Origin of the sequence: Haloarcula sp. Atlit-120R, assembly GCF_003665885.1 — an archaeon.
GTDB lineage: Archaea > Halobacteriota > Halobacteria > Halobacteriales > Haloarculaceae > Haloarcula > Haloarcula taiwanensis.
On the sequence record NZ_QPLN01000004.1, the window covers coordinates 1 to 13,857 of the forward strand.

Below are 13,857 nucleotides of genomic sequence, written 5' to 3' on the forward strand. Positions count from 1 at the left end.
CCGCCAGCGTTCCGGGGAGTACTGGAGTGCGCGAGCCTCTGGGAAATCCGGTTCGCCGCCACCATTCATATCTTACACAGCCCACCCGGGAGAGACATCTCTCCCGAGTGGGCTTTCTGTATTTATAGACGAGCGCACGCGGACAGCCGCAGCGCCGTCCGATGCGTTGGATATGAAATATTAATACCCCAACGCGACCGAGTTATTACATGGGCGTAGTCAGCATCTCGATGCCGGACGAACTGGAAGAGCGAATCGACACGTTCGCCGACGAACACGGATACACGGGTCGCAGCGAAGTAGTTCGTGAAGCAGTCCGGAACCTGATGGGCGAGTTCGAGGACAAGCGACTGGAGGACCGCGAACTGATGGCGGTCGTCACTGTGTTGTTTGACTACGAGACGACCACGGTTGAGGAGAAGATGATGCACCTCCGCCACGACCACGAGTCGATCGTCGCGTCGAACTTCCACAGTCACGTCGGCGACCGGTACTGTATGGAACTGTTCGTCTTGGAGGGACAACTCGACGACATCTCCGCGTTCGTCGGCAAGGTCCGGGCGACGAAGGACACGCTGTCGGTTGATTACTCGGTACTGCCGGTCGACGACATAAACATGTTCACCTGAATGGTGTCGACGCCGGAAAGCGCTGCCGCGGCCCGGGAGACAACGAACTGTTTGGGACCTTCAGTAGGCGTTTAAGTCGGGGCCGCGTAGCCGGCGGCGATGAAAGACTCCATTCTCGATACAATCGGGTCCCCGCTGGTCTCGGTCCGCGCGCCGGAGGGGGCAACCGTCGCGGCGAAGGTCGAGTCGTTCAATCCCGGCGGCTCCGCCAAGGACCGGCCGGCCAAGTACATGATAGACGACGCCGAGCAAAACGGGGCACTCGAACCGGGTGATACGCTCGTCGAACCGACAAGTGGGAACACCGGCATTGGGATGGCGATGGTCGGGTCGACGAAGGGGTACGACGTGGTGCTGGTGATGCCGGCCTCGAAGTCGCCCGAGCGCCGCCAGATAATGAAGGCCTACGGCGCGGACATCGAACTGGTCGAGGGCGACATCTCCGACGCGAAAGAGCGCGCCGACGAACTGTGTGACCGCGACGACCACGTCCAGCTCCGGCAGTTCGAGAACCCGGCGAACCCGCGGGCACACTACGAGACGACGGGCGAGGAGATACTCGAACAGGTCGGCGACCGGACCGTCGACGCCTTGGTCGCGGGCGTCGGGACCGGCGGGACCCTCACCGGAACCGGCCGCCGGCTGCGCGAGGCGTTCCCCGAGATGGACATCGTCGCGGTCGAGCCGGCGGACAACGCCGTCCTCTCGGGAATGGAACCGGGAACCGGCGAGGATAGTTTCCAGGGGATGGGGCCGGGGTTCGTCAGTGACAACCTCGACACCGACTTGCTGGACGACGTGGTGACGGTCGAACTCGCGGACGCGGAAGACGAGTGCCGCCGCCTCGCCCGCGAGGAGGGCATCCTCGTCGGTCAGTCCTCGGGCGCGTCGAACCTCGCCGCGCGGGAGGTGGCCGGGCAACTCGTCGCCGACGGCGTCGACGACCCGCTTGTCGTCACGGTCTACTGGGACAGCGGCGAGCGGTACATGTCGACCGGGATGTTCGACGACTAGTCGAGCGGGCGCGCGTCCCGCCTGTAGGCCTCGTACTTCTCGCGGGCCCACTCGTTCATCGCCGCGGTGTCGTTGTTGATGGTCCCCTTGATACCTGTCTCCGTGTAGACGACGATACCGCTGACGGCCCCGTCGGCCCTGTCGGCGGTCCAGACCGCGTACGGCATCGGTTCCCCGGTCACGTACAGCGAGACGTTCGACAGGTCTTCGAGCGTCTCACGCCTGTCGGGGAGCGCGCTCTCCAGCGACTCGGCGACGGCCTCCGTCACCACCAGTTCGACGTCGACGGTCGTGTCGCTCCACAGGGACTCGATGACGTCGACGTAGCGCGGGAGGACGGCCGGGCCGGTCCCCTGAAACGACGTCGTTCCGTCCAGGACGTCGACGGTCTCCTCGGTCGGGACGGTCGGTGCGGCCGGCGACGCGGTCTCTACGTCCGCGCCGTGGAGGACAGCCGGGTCGATGTCGACGTCGGCGGGCAGCGCGGAGAGAACGGGATGGGCACGCTGGAGGGCGTCGAGCCGGTCGCAGAACCCCTCGTAGGCTGCCGTCGCCTGTCGGCCCGCATAGGTGACGACGTACTCGCTGCCGGTCCGTTCGACGAGGTCGGCCTCGCGGAGCGCGCCGACCGCCCGGTCGACGGTGGACCGCGACCGGTCGAGCGAGGCTACGAGTTCGGGTTTTGTTTTCGGCGCTGATAACGCGACGAGGAACTCGTATCGCTTCGTGACGACGTCGACCACCGGTGAGGGCTGTCCCATGTCCGTCTCGTCGTTCGTCGCTATCCGGTATCGTTCTTGCTCTTCGCCCCAGTATTTCGGAAAACAGGCATTGATAATCAGGGGTCGGGAACTTTCCCGGCCATTCGGTATATACGGTTCGGACGAGTGGTGGGGACCGTGGGCGAACAGCCCGCCGGCAGCGCCCACCCGGAGTGCCCGTGCCTCTGACACCCGGGCGCTTTTCTCAGGCACCGAACTCGGACTCGGTCACCCGCACGACGAGCGTGTCGTCCACGTCCTGCAGGTCGTACTCGGGAATCGTGTCGCCGGTCCGCGTCAGAAGCATCGGCTCGACAAGTTCCGGCGGTCGCTCGGCCGCTGCCTGGGTGTCAGCCGTCTCGTCCGCGTCCGATGTCTCGCTCTCGACGATGCCGTACACGTTGAGAAAGCGCCCGGTGTCCTCGGGGGCAATGTCGTCGTCCCGAATCGCGGCGGCGAGGTCTCGGGAGAGCCACTCCGTCTCGCTGATGGAGGGGTCGCGGACGAAGGCGGCGTCGGCGAAACGGACGAGATACCAGTTCAGGTCGTTCAGGAGCGCCACCGCCGCCCCCAGGCTCACGGTGTCGACGGCGACGGTGTTCGCGAACGGTTCCTGCAGGTCGTAGGTGGCAAGCGCGTTCCGTGCGGTCTCGCGCGAGAGGAGTTCGTACCGGAGGTTCACGTCCTCGCTCCCGACGAGACAGACCTGCGTCATGGCTCAACTCTGGCCCGCTCCGGAAATTTAGCTTTCGATGGGGACGACGGCGCGGTCCCGGGCGCGGGCCTCGGCTCGGTCGAGCAGGTCGTCGGGTTCGGCCGCTCGGACCGCTTCGAGCGAGGCGTTGGTCTCGGGGTGTGACGGCGCGACACGGTTGCAGCCGGTGTCGATTGTCGAGTCCTCGAAGGTTCCGATGGCCCGCGCGCGGTCGGTTATCTCGGATTTGTCGACGGTGAGGTTCGGCCGGTGGACCGGGAGCGTCGTCGCGGCGTCCGTGACCGCGATGTTCGCGCTGGTCTGGCTGGACTTCTGGCCGATGGCCTCCCCGGTGACGATGCCGACGGCGTCGCGCTCGCGGGCGATAGCCTCGGCGACCGCGAGCATGAACCGGCGGAGCGCGAGCATCCGGAGCGACCCGAGGTCTTCCGAGAGGTCGGCGACGACGTCCCCGGCGTCGACCACGGAAAGCGAGAGGTCGTGTCCGGGCGCGTACGCGGCGAGCGTCTCGACGGTCGAACGGGCCCGGGCCCGGTGGTCGGGGCCGCCGTAGTCACCGAGGTCGACGTAGACGGGAATCACCGGCGCGCCGCGTTTCATGAGCTTCCAGGCGGCGACGGGCGAGTCGATGCCGCCGCTGACGAGCGCGACGACGGGTCGCTGGGTCCCCAGCGGGAGCCCGCCCGGGCCGGCGCGCTTCTCACAGAAGACGTACGCCTTGTCGGCGCGACACTCGACAAACAGTTCGAAATCGGGCTCGTCGAGGTCGACAACGGGCTCGCCGCCCATGTCGGTTATTGTTTCCCCGACAGCGGTCCCGCCGGTGGACTCGATGTCCGAACTCGAAAAGGGATGTGCCGATGGTGGCCCCGCCCGGCGGGCCTCGACGGCAAATGTGCCACCGTCGTACTGCTCTCGCGTGGTTTCGGCCAATGTGTCTGCGATTTCGGATAGCGTCGGGTCGGTCGTCGCGACTGCCGATGCGGAGGTGACGCCGAACGTGTCGGCCGCAGCCGCAGTCACGCCCTCGGGGTGGTCGGTGTAGATGAACAGTCGGTTCCGCCGCTGGTCGATATCTCCCGGCAGGTCGCGGGCGTCGAGCATCGCACGGAGGTTGTCCGCCAGCTGGTGTTCCATCTTCCGGCGGACCTGGTCGCTTTTGACGCCGAGCTCGCCGTGGCGGACGAGTACGCTGTCGGCGTCTGGGGGATGCATGTCTGCGAGTTGACTACCAGCGAGTAAAGGGATATCGCTTGGCCGTCTCAGAACGTCGAGAGGTTCCCCTCGATGACTTGTCGCGTAATGTCGGTCACGTCGGCCAGTTCGTCGTCAATCGTGGCCTGAATCTCCGATTCGACGTCGCCGACCGCGATACCGTCTTCGGTGACAACTGTGGCATCGGCGACGTGGGGTTCGTCAATCGGTGACCCGATCTGTGAGAGAAGGCGCATCTGGACCTGTCGGATGCCGTCAACCTCATTCGCGACGGACTGTGCTATTTCTGTCGAGAGAAGATTATATATTTTTCCGATGTGGTTAACTGGGTTCTTGCCGGATGTCGCCTCCATGCTCATCGGGCGGTTCGGCGTGATGAGCCCGTTCGCGCGGTTTCCGCGCCCGACGGAGCCGTCATCGCCCTGCTCGGCGCTGGTCCCAGTGGTCGTGAGATAGATTGACTCGGCGTCGTAGTCGTCGGCCGTGTTGACGTGGACCGTTACGTCACGGTCGGTGTACTCCTCTGCGAGGTCGGTAACGAATGCTTGAACGTCCGAAACAGCGGTTTTGTACGCTTCGAGGTCCGGGACGTGTTCGTCGACCATTGCGACGGCCACGGTCACATCGATGTGGTCGCCCTCGCGCTTGCCCATCACCTTGACGTCCTGGCCGACGACCGGGTTTGCCTCGGCGTATTCGCCGGTCAGTTTCTGCTCGGTGTTTCGGACGATCTGTTCTGTTTCCGTTAGCGGAGCGTGGCCGACGCCATAGCTCGTGTCGTTTGCCATCGGAACTGTCGCCTCCTCGCCGAACACTGTCTGGAGATCGCCCGACCCTTCGCCGAACTGAACGTCGACGATGACATCGGACCCGAGGTCGAGATGTGGGAACTGCTCGTCGAGGTAGTCGCGTGCGGCCCGAAGAGCGATGCTTTCGGCCGGGATGCGTTCGCCGTCGAACTTCTTCGTCGCTCGACCGACGACCAGAATGTAGATCGGCTCAAGCACCTCGCCGCCGCCATACGCCGGGGCGGCGGTGCCAGCGACGAGCTGTGTCTCGTCTGTGTTGTAATGCAAGACTGTGCCAAAGCGGTCGATGTACGTCTGTGCCAGCGCACGCGACACCGTCTCCGCGATGCCGTCACAGATTGAGTCCGGGTGGCCGATACCCTTGCGCTCTACGACTTCGATGTCTTGATCTTCGACGGCGAGCCCGCTCGCAGGTTGGACGTGGATGTTCCGCTCAGTCATTGCCTCGACTTCGTCTGGCCGGGTTCTATAACTTACGGGAACAGATAACGGCTGAATGATTACTCGTTCGCATCGCTAAGTAGCATACCGAGATAGGAGGTCCGTTGCTGCTCGTCGGGATTCAGACCGAGGTCCCGAAGCACCCCGTAGGCCCCCTCTCGAACGGGTTCGATGTCGCCGTCAGTCTCTCGTTCGACTTCAACGAACTCGCCGACACCGTCGACCGCGTCAAGCGTGACGTCGTATTCCCGGACTTCGTACACCCGGCGGTTCTTCCGGACGGTCGCCGCCGGCTCGAAACCGAGGTGCTGGACGATTGCGTCGATATCGTCGCCGTTCTCGACGCCTGTTTCGAACTCCTCTCGGCTCTTCGACTCCGCTTCGAGGAGTGGGCCCTTATAAGTAACTTTCGCGTCCGTTTCGCCTTTTCTGGTTTCACGGCGGACCCGGAACGCCTCGTCTGTCTCGGCGAAATTCCGGTGGGGCGCATCGTAGTACGTGTCCGTCTGTATCACCGTATCGACCTGCTCGGCCCCGAGTTCGTCGAGTCGCTCCGCGACAGTCTCGATGTCCGCTGGCACTTTCACCTCGACTTCGTACATACTGTGGGGCTGGGCCGGGCCGCTGAAAAACGCTCCCGTCGACCGCGCCATTTACTGTGTCCGCTCTCTCGGGTAGTAGTATGGCCGGTCGCTACGAGCCGATCGACTCCCCGGACGAGACGACCCTCTTTCCGTACCACGACCTGACGCCGCCGACAGTTGCAACGGTCGCGCGCGCCCGGCAACGCATCCGGCAGCATCTCCCGGAAACGCCGCTGGTCCGCAGCGAAGCCCTCTCCGAAGCCCTCGACGCGGATGTTCTGCTCAAGCGGGAGGATACGCTCCCGACTGGAGCGTTCAAAGTCCGTGGGGGTGTAAATCTCGTCGCCTCCCTAGACGAGGAGTTCCAAGACGCTGGACTGCTCGCCGCGAGTACGGGGAACCACGGCCAGTCTATCGCCTGGGCCGGCCGCGAGTTCGACGTACCGGTCACCATCGGTGTCCCGGAAGAGGCCAACGCCGGAAAAGTCGATGCGCTGGAGCAACTCGGCGCAGAAGTCATTCAGCATGGCGAGGACTACGACGAGGCCCGCGAACACATCGAGACCCTGGCGACCCAGCGTGCGGCGCGCTACGTCCACTCGGGCAACGAACCGAAGTTGCTCGCTGGCGTCGGCACTGCCGGGCTGGAGGTCCTCGACGAGCGCCCCGATGTCGACCGCGTGTTCTGCCCCGTCGGCGGCGGCACCGCCGCAGCCGGGTACTGCATCACGCTCGGGGCGATGACCGACGCCGCCGTCGTCGGTGTCCAGGCGGCGGGTGCGCCCGCGGTGTACCGCGCTTGGAACGAGGAGACGCTGGAGCCCCTCGACAGCGTCGACACCATCGCAGAGGGCGTCGCGACCCGGGTGCCGTTCGCGCTCCCGACGCAAATACTGCAGGCGGGACTCGCTGACTTCCGGCTCGTCTCCGAAGACGAAATTGCGGACGCCGTAGCACGCCTGTTCGAGACGGACCGAATTGTCATGGAAGGGGCCTGTGCGACGGCTGTCGCTGCGGCGCTTCAGGCTGGAGACGAACTACGGGGTGAAACGGTCGTTCTCCCCATCTCGGGGCGGAACATCGGCCGAGAGAAGTTCGACCGACTGCTGGCTGAAAGCGAGTAGTAGCTGGTCACTTCCGAAGTTGCTCGACCGCTGTTGACCGGGAAACGTTGTCCTTAAGAGTGCCACGACTGACGAACAGGGTATGAGCAACGAGTCTGAGACTGAAGTCGATGAAGAAACCGCAGACGAAGAAGAACAGGCGGAGGGACTCCAGAAGGGCGATGTTGTCAAGCTCGCCTACACCGCCCGCACCGTCGACGGCGGCCAGCTTGTCGACACGACTGACGAAGCGGTCGCCGAGGAAGACGGCATCGATACCGAACAGCAGGAGTTCGGCCCGCGAACCATCGTGCTGGGCGAGAACCACATCTTCCCGGACGTCGAGCAGGACATCTACGGCAAAGAGGTCGGCGACGAGGGCAACGTGACCGTTGCAGCAGCCGACGCCTTCGGCGAGTACGACGAGGAAGAAGTCCGGACGGTCTCAAAGGACAAGATCCCCGAGGATGACCGCTATCCCGGTGCACACGTCGACATCGAGGGCGAGCACGGTCACGTCGAGACCATCATCGGCGGGCGCGCGCGAGTGGACTTCAACCATCCGCTGGCCGGTGAAGATGTCGAGTACGACTACGAGATTCTCGAAGAGGTCACAGACCGCGAGGAGAAGGCACAGGGCATCATTCAGATGATGCTCGACATGGAACTTGACGTGTGGTTCCAGACCGACACCGTCGAGGAAGAACAGCTCGTCGAGAGTGAAGACGACGAAGACGAGGACGAAGAGTCCGAGCCTGAGTACGAAACTGTCGAAGTCGAGAAAGAAACGCTCTACATCGAGGCGACGCCGCAGCTGACGATGAACCAGCAGTGGATGATGGGCAAACAGCAGATCGCCCAGCAGCTCACCCAGCTGCTCGACATCGATCGCATCATCGTCCAGGAGGAGATCGGCGGTGGCGGCATGGGCATGCCCGGTATGATGGGCGGCATGGGCGGTGCCGGCGGCGCAGACATCGAAGACGCGCTGGAAGACGCCGACGTAGACGCCGAGGAGATCGTCGAAGAGATCGAAGGCGCTGAAGAGTAACTGCGCCGCGAACACGCCGATCGGGTCTGCAGAGCTGTGCGCCAGCGAGCGGCTTTATGACTCCGAGCGACTGCTATTCTCCGAGGACACACGGGCGAACCGTTATACGCACGACACGTCATCACTACGCATGCGAGTGTCGTTGGTGTACCCGTCACTGCTCGCGTTCCCGCCGGGAATCGCCTTCGGCGTCGGAACGGTCGTGTTGACTGGAAGCATCGGCACCGGACTGGCAGCGGGTGCCGGTGTTGGTCTCGGACTGTTCCTGTTGATACTTGTCGGTACTGAGTTCGGGTCGACAGACAGAGAGCCACGGCCCGGCGGCGAATAGAATCAGGCGATGTCGCGGCTGGTGTCGATGCTGACCTCTTCGACGAGGTTGAGCTTGATGATGTCTGTGGGGGCGCGCCCGCCACGGAACTTCGGAATCGCGAGGCGGTTTTCCACCTCGTCACCGTTCGTTGTGGTGTTGAGCTGGAACACCACGTCCGCGAAGTGCTCGGTCGTATCCCGGAGCGGTGGCACGTCACGTCCATCGAGGCAGTGAACGATAGCGAGGCTGCCGGTGTTGACGATGTGGTTCTGTAGGTCGTTCATGAACGCCCGAAAACGCGAGTGTGGCTCCTGTGCTTCCAGTACGTCCAGTGGGTCAACGATGAGGTTCGAGGTTTCCGGCAGCGCCGAGACGAGCTTGCCGGCGTTATCGAGGGGTGCTTCGCCGGAGATGTGCCGCACCGTCGGATCTCCAGTGTTGGCCGGCGTCTGCTCGATGCTCGCGATGACAGATTCGGCGGTCCGGTCGAGTGACAGCCACAGCGTCCCGCGCGTGGCGGTGAGTTCGTAGAGGAACAGCTCCGCTTGGCTAGCCGGCTGGGCAGAGAGCACGACGATACTCCCCGCAGGGATGCCACCATCGAGCTTTCTGTCGAGGACATCAATCCCCGTTCGCAACCGGTTGGCCATACCACTGAGAAATTATTTTCCCACGAGATTAAGTATTCCGCTTGGTGAGAACGTCCGCTATCTCGACGTATCGTGCCCTCGCTCGGTCCGATTCCAGCGGCTTCGACACCGACGGGACGTGAATCGTTTCCGGGCAGCACAGCAGGGTCGACGGGTCTACGGACCCGTCGCTGCCGACGAGGACCGTAAGCGCAGGCGGTGCATCGAGCGCGCGGGCCATCGCCGCAGTCTTGGCGGTGTCGGTGAGACTCTGACGTGTTGGTGTACTTACGAGCACTGTTCTGTCAGCCCCCCGTAGCGGACGAGCGGCGTCCGGACCAGCACCGGCCGGGCAGTCGAGTACTACGGGCCGATCAGGTCGGGACAACCTGTTGATGGCATTGTCGATAGCGGTCCCGGCTGCGGTCTGACAGGGGAGTACGTCGACGCTTTCGACGGCCGTCGCGCGCTGTGCAACTGCGGTCGGCTCAGCCGAGGCCGTGACATCTGTGATTCCGGGCGACGGATTGACCCCAGCACGTCGGTGGAGGTTTGGCATATCACGGTCGGTGTCCACGACCAGCGCCGGTCTAGTCGGCGTCCCCAGTGCTTGCCCAACGCCGAGGGCAATGGTCGTTTTGCCACAGCCACCTTTGCCGCCAGCGATTGCGAGCATACTGTGGCTGGACTGTCTATCGGGTTTGAATCCTTGTGTCGGCCGTCACGAACAGGACTACCGTGGGCTGAAAGGACTGACTTACGACGGTTGGTTGTTGCCTACTTTTATACGGTCGTTGTTGCCACACCCGCTGTCCACGGTAGGTCTGTGCCTTCGATGGCGGCGATCCCAACAGGCGAACTGTTCGAGCCGTCCTCAGTGTGGGTTGATAACGTGTATGTAACAATAATGAGTACACTCCAACTATGGATATGGGCAGTGGACCAAACACGGCCCTTCAGTTATACAGTATCCGTACCCTATCCGAACCGCTCCCTGAAATCCTCCGCCGTGTCGGGGCTGCAGGCTACGATGGAGTCGAATTCGCACACCGGTTCCACGAGGAATCGCCCAGAGATATCGCAACGGCACTTGATGACGTCGGTCTTGAACCGGTTGCTGTCCACGCGGACCTTCCCGAGGTTGAGGCTGCGCTGGATGGTGAGTCAGACCTGCTGGTCCGGTGTCGAACAGTGGGGTGTGAGACACTCGTTATCCCACATCTCTCGGCGTCCGAGCTTCGGACCCGGAGCGACATCCGGTCGCTCTCCCACCGGCTCCGCGACGCCGCTGCCGACCTCAAAGCGTGTGATATGCAGCTGGGGTATCATACGGGACGGCGGACGTTCCGCCCCTTGCTTCCGGACGCGGCGGGACGGCTCACCGACGAAACGCCGATACCCACCGCTGTCGGGGAGTACACACACCGGTTGCTGACCGCCCTCCGGGCACACGACCCGACAACGATACCGAGCGAGACGCCTATGTGGAACCTCGTTGCCCGGACCAAGCCGTCGGCGCTCATGTTCGAGCCGGAGGTCGCGGAGATCCGTGAAGCCGGCTACGACCCGTGTGCCCTCTTCTCGCTGTGTAGTGACCGAATCAGGATGGTCCATATCCGGGACGTGGCCCCGGCCGGGCCGTTCCAGGGCTACGAGGATGTCCCGCATGGCGAGGGGACCGTGGACATGCATGCGGTTCTGGACGCCGCGAGCGACGCTGGTGTCGACTGGGTGATTTACGAAAACGAACTCGACAGCGACCCGACGGCGAAGATCGATCACGGGGCGGCCACGCTGGAGCGCCTCCTCGACGGAAGTGGCTCTTCGCGGAGCGCCACACGGATTCCTGCTACGAGTTCTTGATCGCCGTTGGTCGGTGTTAGCCCGGCCATAACAATAGCGATACACCCGAACGGCTGGGACATGAACCTCCATCACGAGCGCATCGAAGCCTCGCCGCCGGCGAGTACGATGAGCTTCTGTCTCACGACCGACCTCACGGGGAACGGTCGGCCGGACATCATCGTCGGGGCGCTCGGCGACGAGCACGAGGTCGAGTTCCCACTCGTGGATAAGTCAGTCGACTTGCTGTCCGTATTCGGCATGGGGCCGCTGGCCCGCTGGCTCCAGACGAACGTGTTCTGGTACGAGAATCCCGGCTGGGAGCGCCACGACGTTGCCAGCGCACCTGAACTCTCCGTCGGCGGTTCGCTCGGTGATATCACGGGCAACGGCCGCCCGGATATGGTGGCCGGTCAGAACATCTACCGGCACAAACTGTGGTGGTTCGAGATACCGGACGACCCCCGAGAGCAGTGGACGCGTCGGCTCATCACCGACGACTTCGAGAAGTATCACGACACCGCCGTGGCGGACGTGGACGGCGACGGAGAAAACGAGGTCGTCGGACTGTCTCAGGAGTCTAAGACGGTATTCTACTACGATATTCCAGAGGACCCGACACGAGAACCGTGGCCGGTGGCGAACCGCCACGTCGTCGCCGAGGACCTTGATGTCGAGGGTGTCGCTGTCGAGGATGTCGACGGGGACGGCGAGGTCGAAATCGTTGCCGGCCCGAACGTCTTCCATCGGACGGCCGACGGCTGGGACAGAGAGCAGATCGCCGATGGCTGGCAGTGTACCCGCGTCGCTATCGCGGACATCGACGGCGACGGCGACTTGGAGATAATCCTCGTCGAGGGCGACGAACCGTATCTCGACGACCGCCCGGCCAGGCTGGGCGTGTTCGACCCGCCCGAGTGGGATCTGACCCTACTGCACGACGACCTCTCGAACCCACACAGCCTCGACGTGGCGGACTTCGACGGCGACGGTAACCCCGACATCTTCGTCGCCGAAATGGGTCTTGAGGACGGACACGAACCGCGACAGTTCGTGTTCCACAACGACGGGGCGGGGACCTTCGAGCGCAAACAACTGAACACCGGCATCCCCACCCACGAGGCGAAAGTCGTCGACCTCGACGGTGACGGCATTCCCGACATCGTCGGCAAGGCGTACACAGAGCCACGCGTCGATGTCTGGCAGAGCAATCCCTGACTCGGACTGTATTCCCGCCGCTGGCAGTTCTGCCCTCGATTCCGCCGCTCTCGAAGTAGACCCTGATGATGTAAGCGACCGTTCAATTCCCGTGTCGGGGGATTCAAGACCGTCCGGAGCGCGGTACCGAGTGAAATGCGGCACGACCACATCATCAGCGCGAAACAACTCTCGCGGGGCGACATCGAGACGGTGCTCGACCACGCGGCCGACATCGCGGCTGACCCGGGGGCGTTTGCGGACCGGCACAGCGACACCTTGCTCGGCATGCTCTTTTTCGAGCCGAGCACCCGGACGAAGATGAGCTTCACCACGGCGATGAAGCGCCTCGGCGGCGACATCGTCGACATGGGCTCGGTCGAGTCCTCGAGCGTCAAGAAAGGCGAGTCGCTGGCCGACACCGTCCGCGTCGTTGAGGGCTACACTGACGCGCTCGTGCTCCGGCATCCCATGGAGGGGTCCGCGAAGATGGCAAGCGAGTTCGTCGACGTGCCACTCGTCAACGCCGGCGATGGGGCCGGCCAGCACCCGACACAGACGCTGCTCGATCTCTACACCATCCGTGAGAACGCGGGCTTCGACGACCTGACTATCGGTATCATGGGCGACCTGAAGTACGGACGAACGGTCCACTCGCTGGCCCACGCACTCACGACCGTCGACGCCCGACAGCACTTCATCAGTCCCGAATCGCTCCAGCTCCCCCGCTCGGTCCGCTACGACCTCCACGAGGCCGGCGCGGAGGTCCGCGAGCACACCGACCTCGACGAGATTCTCCCTGACCTGGACGTGCTCTACGTGACACGCATTCAGGCCGAGCGGTTCCCCGACGAGAGCGAGTATCGCGAAGTCGCCGGCCAGTACCAGATCGACGCCGACACGCTTGCGGCGGCCAAAGACGACCTGACCGTGATGCACCCGCTCCCGCGTGTCGACGAAATCGCTCACGATGTCGACGAGACCACCCATGCACAGTACTTCCAGCAGGCCCACAACGGCGTCCCGGTACGGATGGCGCTGCTCGACCTGATGCTCGGAGGCGACAAATGAGCGACAACGACCAGCAACTCCGCGTCTCGAAGATTCGCAACGGCACCGTCATCGACCACATCGCGGGCGGCCAGGCGCTGAACGTTCTGGCGATTCTCGGCATCGACGGAACCAGCGGCGACTCTGTCTCCGTCGCGATGAACATGCCCTCGGACCGCCTGGGACACAAAGACGTGGTCAAAGTCGAGGGCCGCGAACTCTCCCAGGATGAGGTCGACGTGCTCTCGCTCATCGCCTCCGCGGCGACGATCAACATCATCCGTGACTATGATGTCGTCGAGAAGCGCCGCGTCGAGCGGCCGTCGGTCGTCGAGGGCGTCCTCGAATGCCCGAACCACAACTGCATCACGACCGAGGACGAGCCCGTCGACTCCCGCTTTGCCGTCGGCGACGACGGCGTCCGCTGTGAGTACTGCGATACGATAATCCGCGACGACTTGCCGGCACACATTCTCGCGGAGTGAGCGCTCCGACCGGACTGCG

At 63.7% G+C, this 13,857-nt stretch carries 16 protein-coding genes; 9 read left to right on the top strand and 7 right to left on the bottom strand.

Features of this window, described 5'->3' with window-relative positions; translation table 11 throughout:
• Positions 1-209 precede the first annotated feature (209 nt).
• Positions 210-629 carry a CopG family ribbon-helix-helix protein gene (locus DVK01_RS14520; protein ID WP_101350316.1) on the top strand — a complete coding sequence of 140 codons (420 nt, stop codon included), beginning with the start codon at positions 210-212 and terminating at the stop codon, positions 627-629.
• A gap of 99 nt (positions 630-728) precedes the next feature.
• The gene (locus tag DVK01_RS14525; RefSeq protein ID WP_121512111.1) at positions 729-1,643 is read left to right on the top strand and encodes a PLP-dependent cysteine synthase family protein; all 915 of its coding nucleotides are present in this window, start codon (positions 729-731) and stop codon (positions 1,641-1,643) included.
• Here the strand turns inward: DVK01_RS14525 and DVK01_RS14530 are convergent.
• From DVK01_RS14530 to cyaB, 5 genes are all read right to left on the bottom strand, one after another.
• On the bottom strand, positions 1,640-2,404 hold the full coding sequence (locus DVK01_RS14530) for a winged helix-turn-helix domain-containing protein (RefSeq protein ID WP_121578075.1): 765 nt from the start codon (positions 2,402-2,404) through the stop codon (positions 1,640-1,642). The two genes, DVK01_RS14525 and DVK01_RS14530, sit on opposite strands and share 4 nt — an antisense overlap.
• Positions 2,405-2,609: 205 nt before the next feature.
• Entirely contained in the window at positions 2,610-3,119 is a 510-nt protein-coding gene (locus DVK01_RS14535) for a DUF5804 family protein (RefSeq protein ID WP_121512113.1), read from the bottom strand.
• Between the two features lie 27 nt (positions 3,120-3,146).
• Positions 3,147-4,334, bottom strand: coding sequence for a tRNA sulfurtransferase (locus DVK01_RS14540; RefSeq protein WP_121537338.1), 1,188 nt, complete (start codon positions 4,332-4,334; stop codon positions 3,147-3,149).
• A 47-nt stretch (positions 4,335-4,381) separates the two neighbouring features.
• On the bottom strand, positions 4,382-5,584 hold the full coding sequence (locus tag DVK01_RS14545) for a methionine adenosyltransferase (RefSeq protein ID WP_101350311.1): 1,203 nt from the start codon (positions 5,582-5,584) through the stop codon (positions 4,382-4,384).
• Between the two features lie 59 nt (positions 5,585-5,643).
• On the bottom strand, positions 5,644-6,186 hold the full coding sequence (cyaB, locus tag DVK01_RS14550; protein WP_232794459.1) for a class IV adenylate cyclase: 543 nt from the start codon (positions 6,184-6,186) through the stop codon (positions 5,644-5,646).
• 80 nt (positions 6,187-6,266) lie between these two features.
• Here cyaB and DVK01_RS14555 point away from each other — a divergent pair, with 80 nt between their 5' ends.
• The 3 genes from DVK01_RS14555 to DVK01_RS14565 all read left to right on the top strand — a co-directional run bounded on the left by DVK01_RS14555 (position 6,267) and on the right by DVK01_RS14565 (position 8,653).
• Positions 6,267-7,292, top strand: a complete 1,026-nt coding sequence (locus DVK01_RS14555; RefSeq protein ID WP_121537340.1) for a threonine/serine dehydratase — start codon at positions 6,267-6,269, stop codon at positions 7,290-7,292.
• 82 nt (positions 7,293-7,374) lie between these two features.
• On the top strand, positions 7,375-8,322 hold the full coding sequence (locus tag DVK01_RS14560) for a peptidylprolyl isomerase (RefSeq protein WP_121537342.1): 948 nt from the start codon (positions 7,375-7,377) through the stop codon (positions 8,320-8,322).
• A 130-nt stretch (positions 8,323-8,452) separates the two neighbouring features.
• A complete protein-coding gene (locus DVK01_RS14565) occupies positions 8,453-8,653 on the top strand; it encodes a hypothetical protein (RefSeq protein WP_053969274.1) in 201 nt (66 codons plus the stop codon).
• 2 nt (positions 8,654-8,655) lie between these two features.
• Here DVK01_RS14565 and DVK01_RS14570 read toward each other — a convergent pair whose 3' ends face one another.
• On the bottom strand, positions 8,656-9,285 hold the full coding sequence (locus tag DVK01_RS14570) for a hypothetical protein (RefSeq protein ID WP_004960685.1): 630 nt from the start codon (positions 9,283-9,285) through the stop codon (positions 8,656-8,658).
• A 28-nt stretch (positions 9,286-9,313) separates the two neighbouring features.
• Positions 9,314-9,940 carry a CDP-4-dehydro-6-deoxy-D-gulose 4-reductase gene (locus DVK01_RS14575; RefSeq protein WP_101350307.1) on the bottom strand — a complete coding sequence of 209 codons (627 nt, stop codon included), beginning with the start codon at positions 9,938-9,940 and terminating at the stop codon, positions 9,314-9,316.
• A gap of 248 nt (positions 9,941-10,188) precedes the next feature.
• On the opposite strand from DVK01_RS14575, the gene DVK01_RS14580 reads away from it, so the two are divergent.
• From DVK01_RS14580 to pyrI, 4 genes are all read left to right on the top strand, one after another.
• Positions 10,189-11,127 (top strand): sugar phosphate isomerase/epimerase, encoded by a 939-nt coding sequence (locus DVK01_RS14580; RefSeq protein WP_233562790.1) that lies wholly within the window; start codon positions 10,189-10,191, stop codon positions 11,125-11,127.
• A gap of 60 nt (positions 11,128-11,187) precedes the next feature.
• The gene (locus tag DVK01_RS14585; RefSeq protein ID WP_232794457.1) at positions 11,188-12,324 is read left to right on the top strand and encodes a VCBS repeat-containing protein; all 1,137 of its coding nucleotides are present in this window, start codon (positions 11,188-11,190) and stop codon (positions 12,322-12,324) included.
• A gap of 135 nt (positions 12,325-12,459) precedes the next feature.
• The gene (gene pyrB, locus DVK01_RS14590; RefSeq protein WP_101350306.1) at positions 12,460-13,374 is read left to right on the top strand and encodes an aspartate carbamoyltransferase; all 915 of its coding nucleotides are present in this window, start codon (positions 12,460-12,462) and stop codon (positions 13,372-13,374) included.
• The gene (gene pyrI, locus DVK01_RS14595; protein WP_101350305.1) at positions 13,371-13,838 is read left to right on the top strand and encodes an aspartate carbamoyltransferase regulatory subunit; all 468 of its coding nucleotides are present in this window, start codon (positions 13,371-13,373) and stop codon (positions 13,836-13,838) included. The genes pyrB and pyrI overlap by 4 nt, the downstream gene beginning before the upstream one ends.
• Positions 13,839-13,857: the final 19 nt, after the last annotated feature.

Coding starts and splice junctions, on each gene's coding strand:
- DVK01_RS14530 (WP_121578075.1), bottom strand. CDS start 2,404: ATGGGACAGCCCTCACCGGTGGTCGACGTCGTCACGAAGCGATACGAG.
- DVK01_RS14535 (WP_121512113.1), bottom strand. CDS start 3,119: ATGACGCAGGTCTGTCTCGTCGGGAGCGAGGACGTGAACCTCCGGTAC.
- DVK01_RS14570 (WP_004960685.1), bottom strand. CDS start 9,285: ATGGCCAACCGGTTGCGAACGGGGATTGATGTCCTCGACAGAAAGCTC.
- DVK01_RS14585 (WP_232794457.1), top strand. CDS start 11,188: ATGAACCTCCATCACGAGCGCATCGAAGCCTCGCCGCCGGCGAGTACG.
- DVK01_RS14545 (WP_101350311.1), bottom strand. CDS start 5,584: ATGACTGAGCGGAACATCCACGTCCAACCTGCGAGCGGGCTCGCCGTC.
- pyrB (WP_101350306.1), top strand. CDS start 12,460: ATGCGGCACGACCACATCATCAGCGCGAAACAACTCTCGCGGGGCGAC.
- DVK01_RS14555 (WP_121537340.1), top strand. CDS start 6,267: ATGGCCGGTCGCTACGAGCCGATCGACTCCCCGGACGAGACGACCCTC.
- DVK01_RS14540 (WP_121537338.1), bottom strand. CDS start 4,334: ATGCATCCCCCAGACGCCGACAGCGTACTCGTCCGCCACGGCGAGCTC.
- DVK01_RS14575 (WP_101350307.1), bottom strand. CDS start 9,940: ATGCTCGCAATCGCTGGCGGCAAAGGTGGCTGTGGCAAAACGACCATT.
- DVK01_RS14565 (WP_053969274.1), top strand. CDS start 8,453: ATGCGAGTGTCGTTGGTGTACCCGTCACTGCTCGCGTTCCCGCCGGGA.
- DVK01_RS14560 (WP_121537342.1), top strand. CDS start 7,375: ATGAGCAACGAGTCTGAGACTGAAGTCGATGAAGAAACCGCAGACGAA.
- DVK01_RS14580 (WP_233562790.1), top strand. CDS start 10,189: ATGGATATGGGCAGTGGACCAAACACGGCCCTTCAGTTATACAGTATC.
- DVK01_RS14520 (WP_101350316.1), top strand. CDS start 210: ATGGGCGTAGTCAGCATCTCGATGCCGGACGAACTGGAAGAGCGAATC.
- DVK01_RS14525 (WP_121512111.1), top strand. CDS start 729: ATGAAAGACTCCATTCTCGATACAATCGGGTCCCCGCTGGTCTCGGTC.
- cyaB (WP_232794459.1), bottom strand. CDS start 6,186: ATGTACGAAGTCGAGGTGAAAGTGCCAGCGGACATCGAGACTGTCGCG.
- pyrI (WP_101350305.1), top strand. CDS start 13,371: ATGAGCGACAACGACCAGCAACTCCGCGTCTCGAAGATTCGCAACGGC.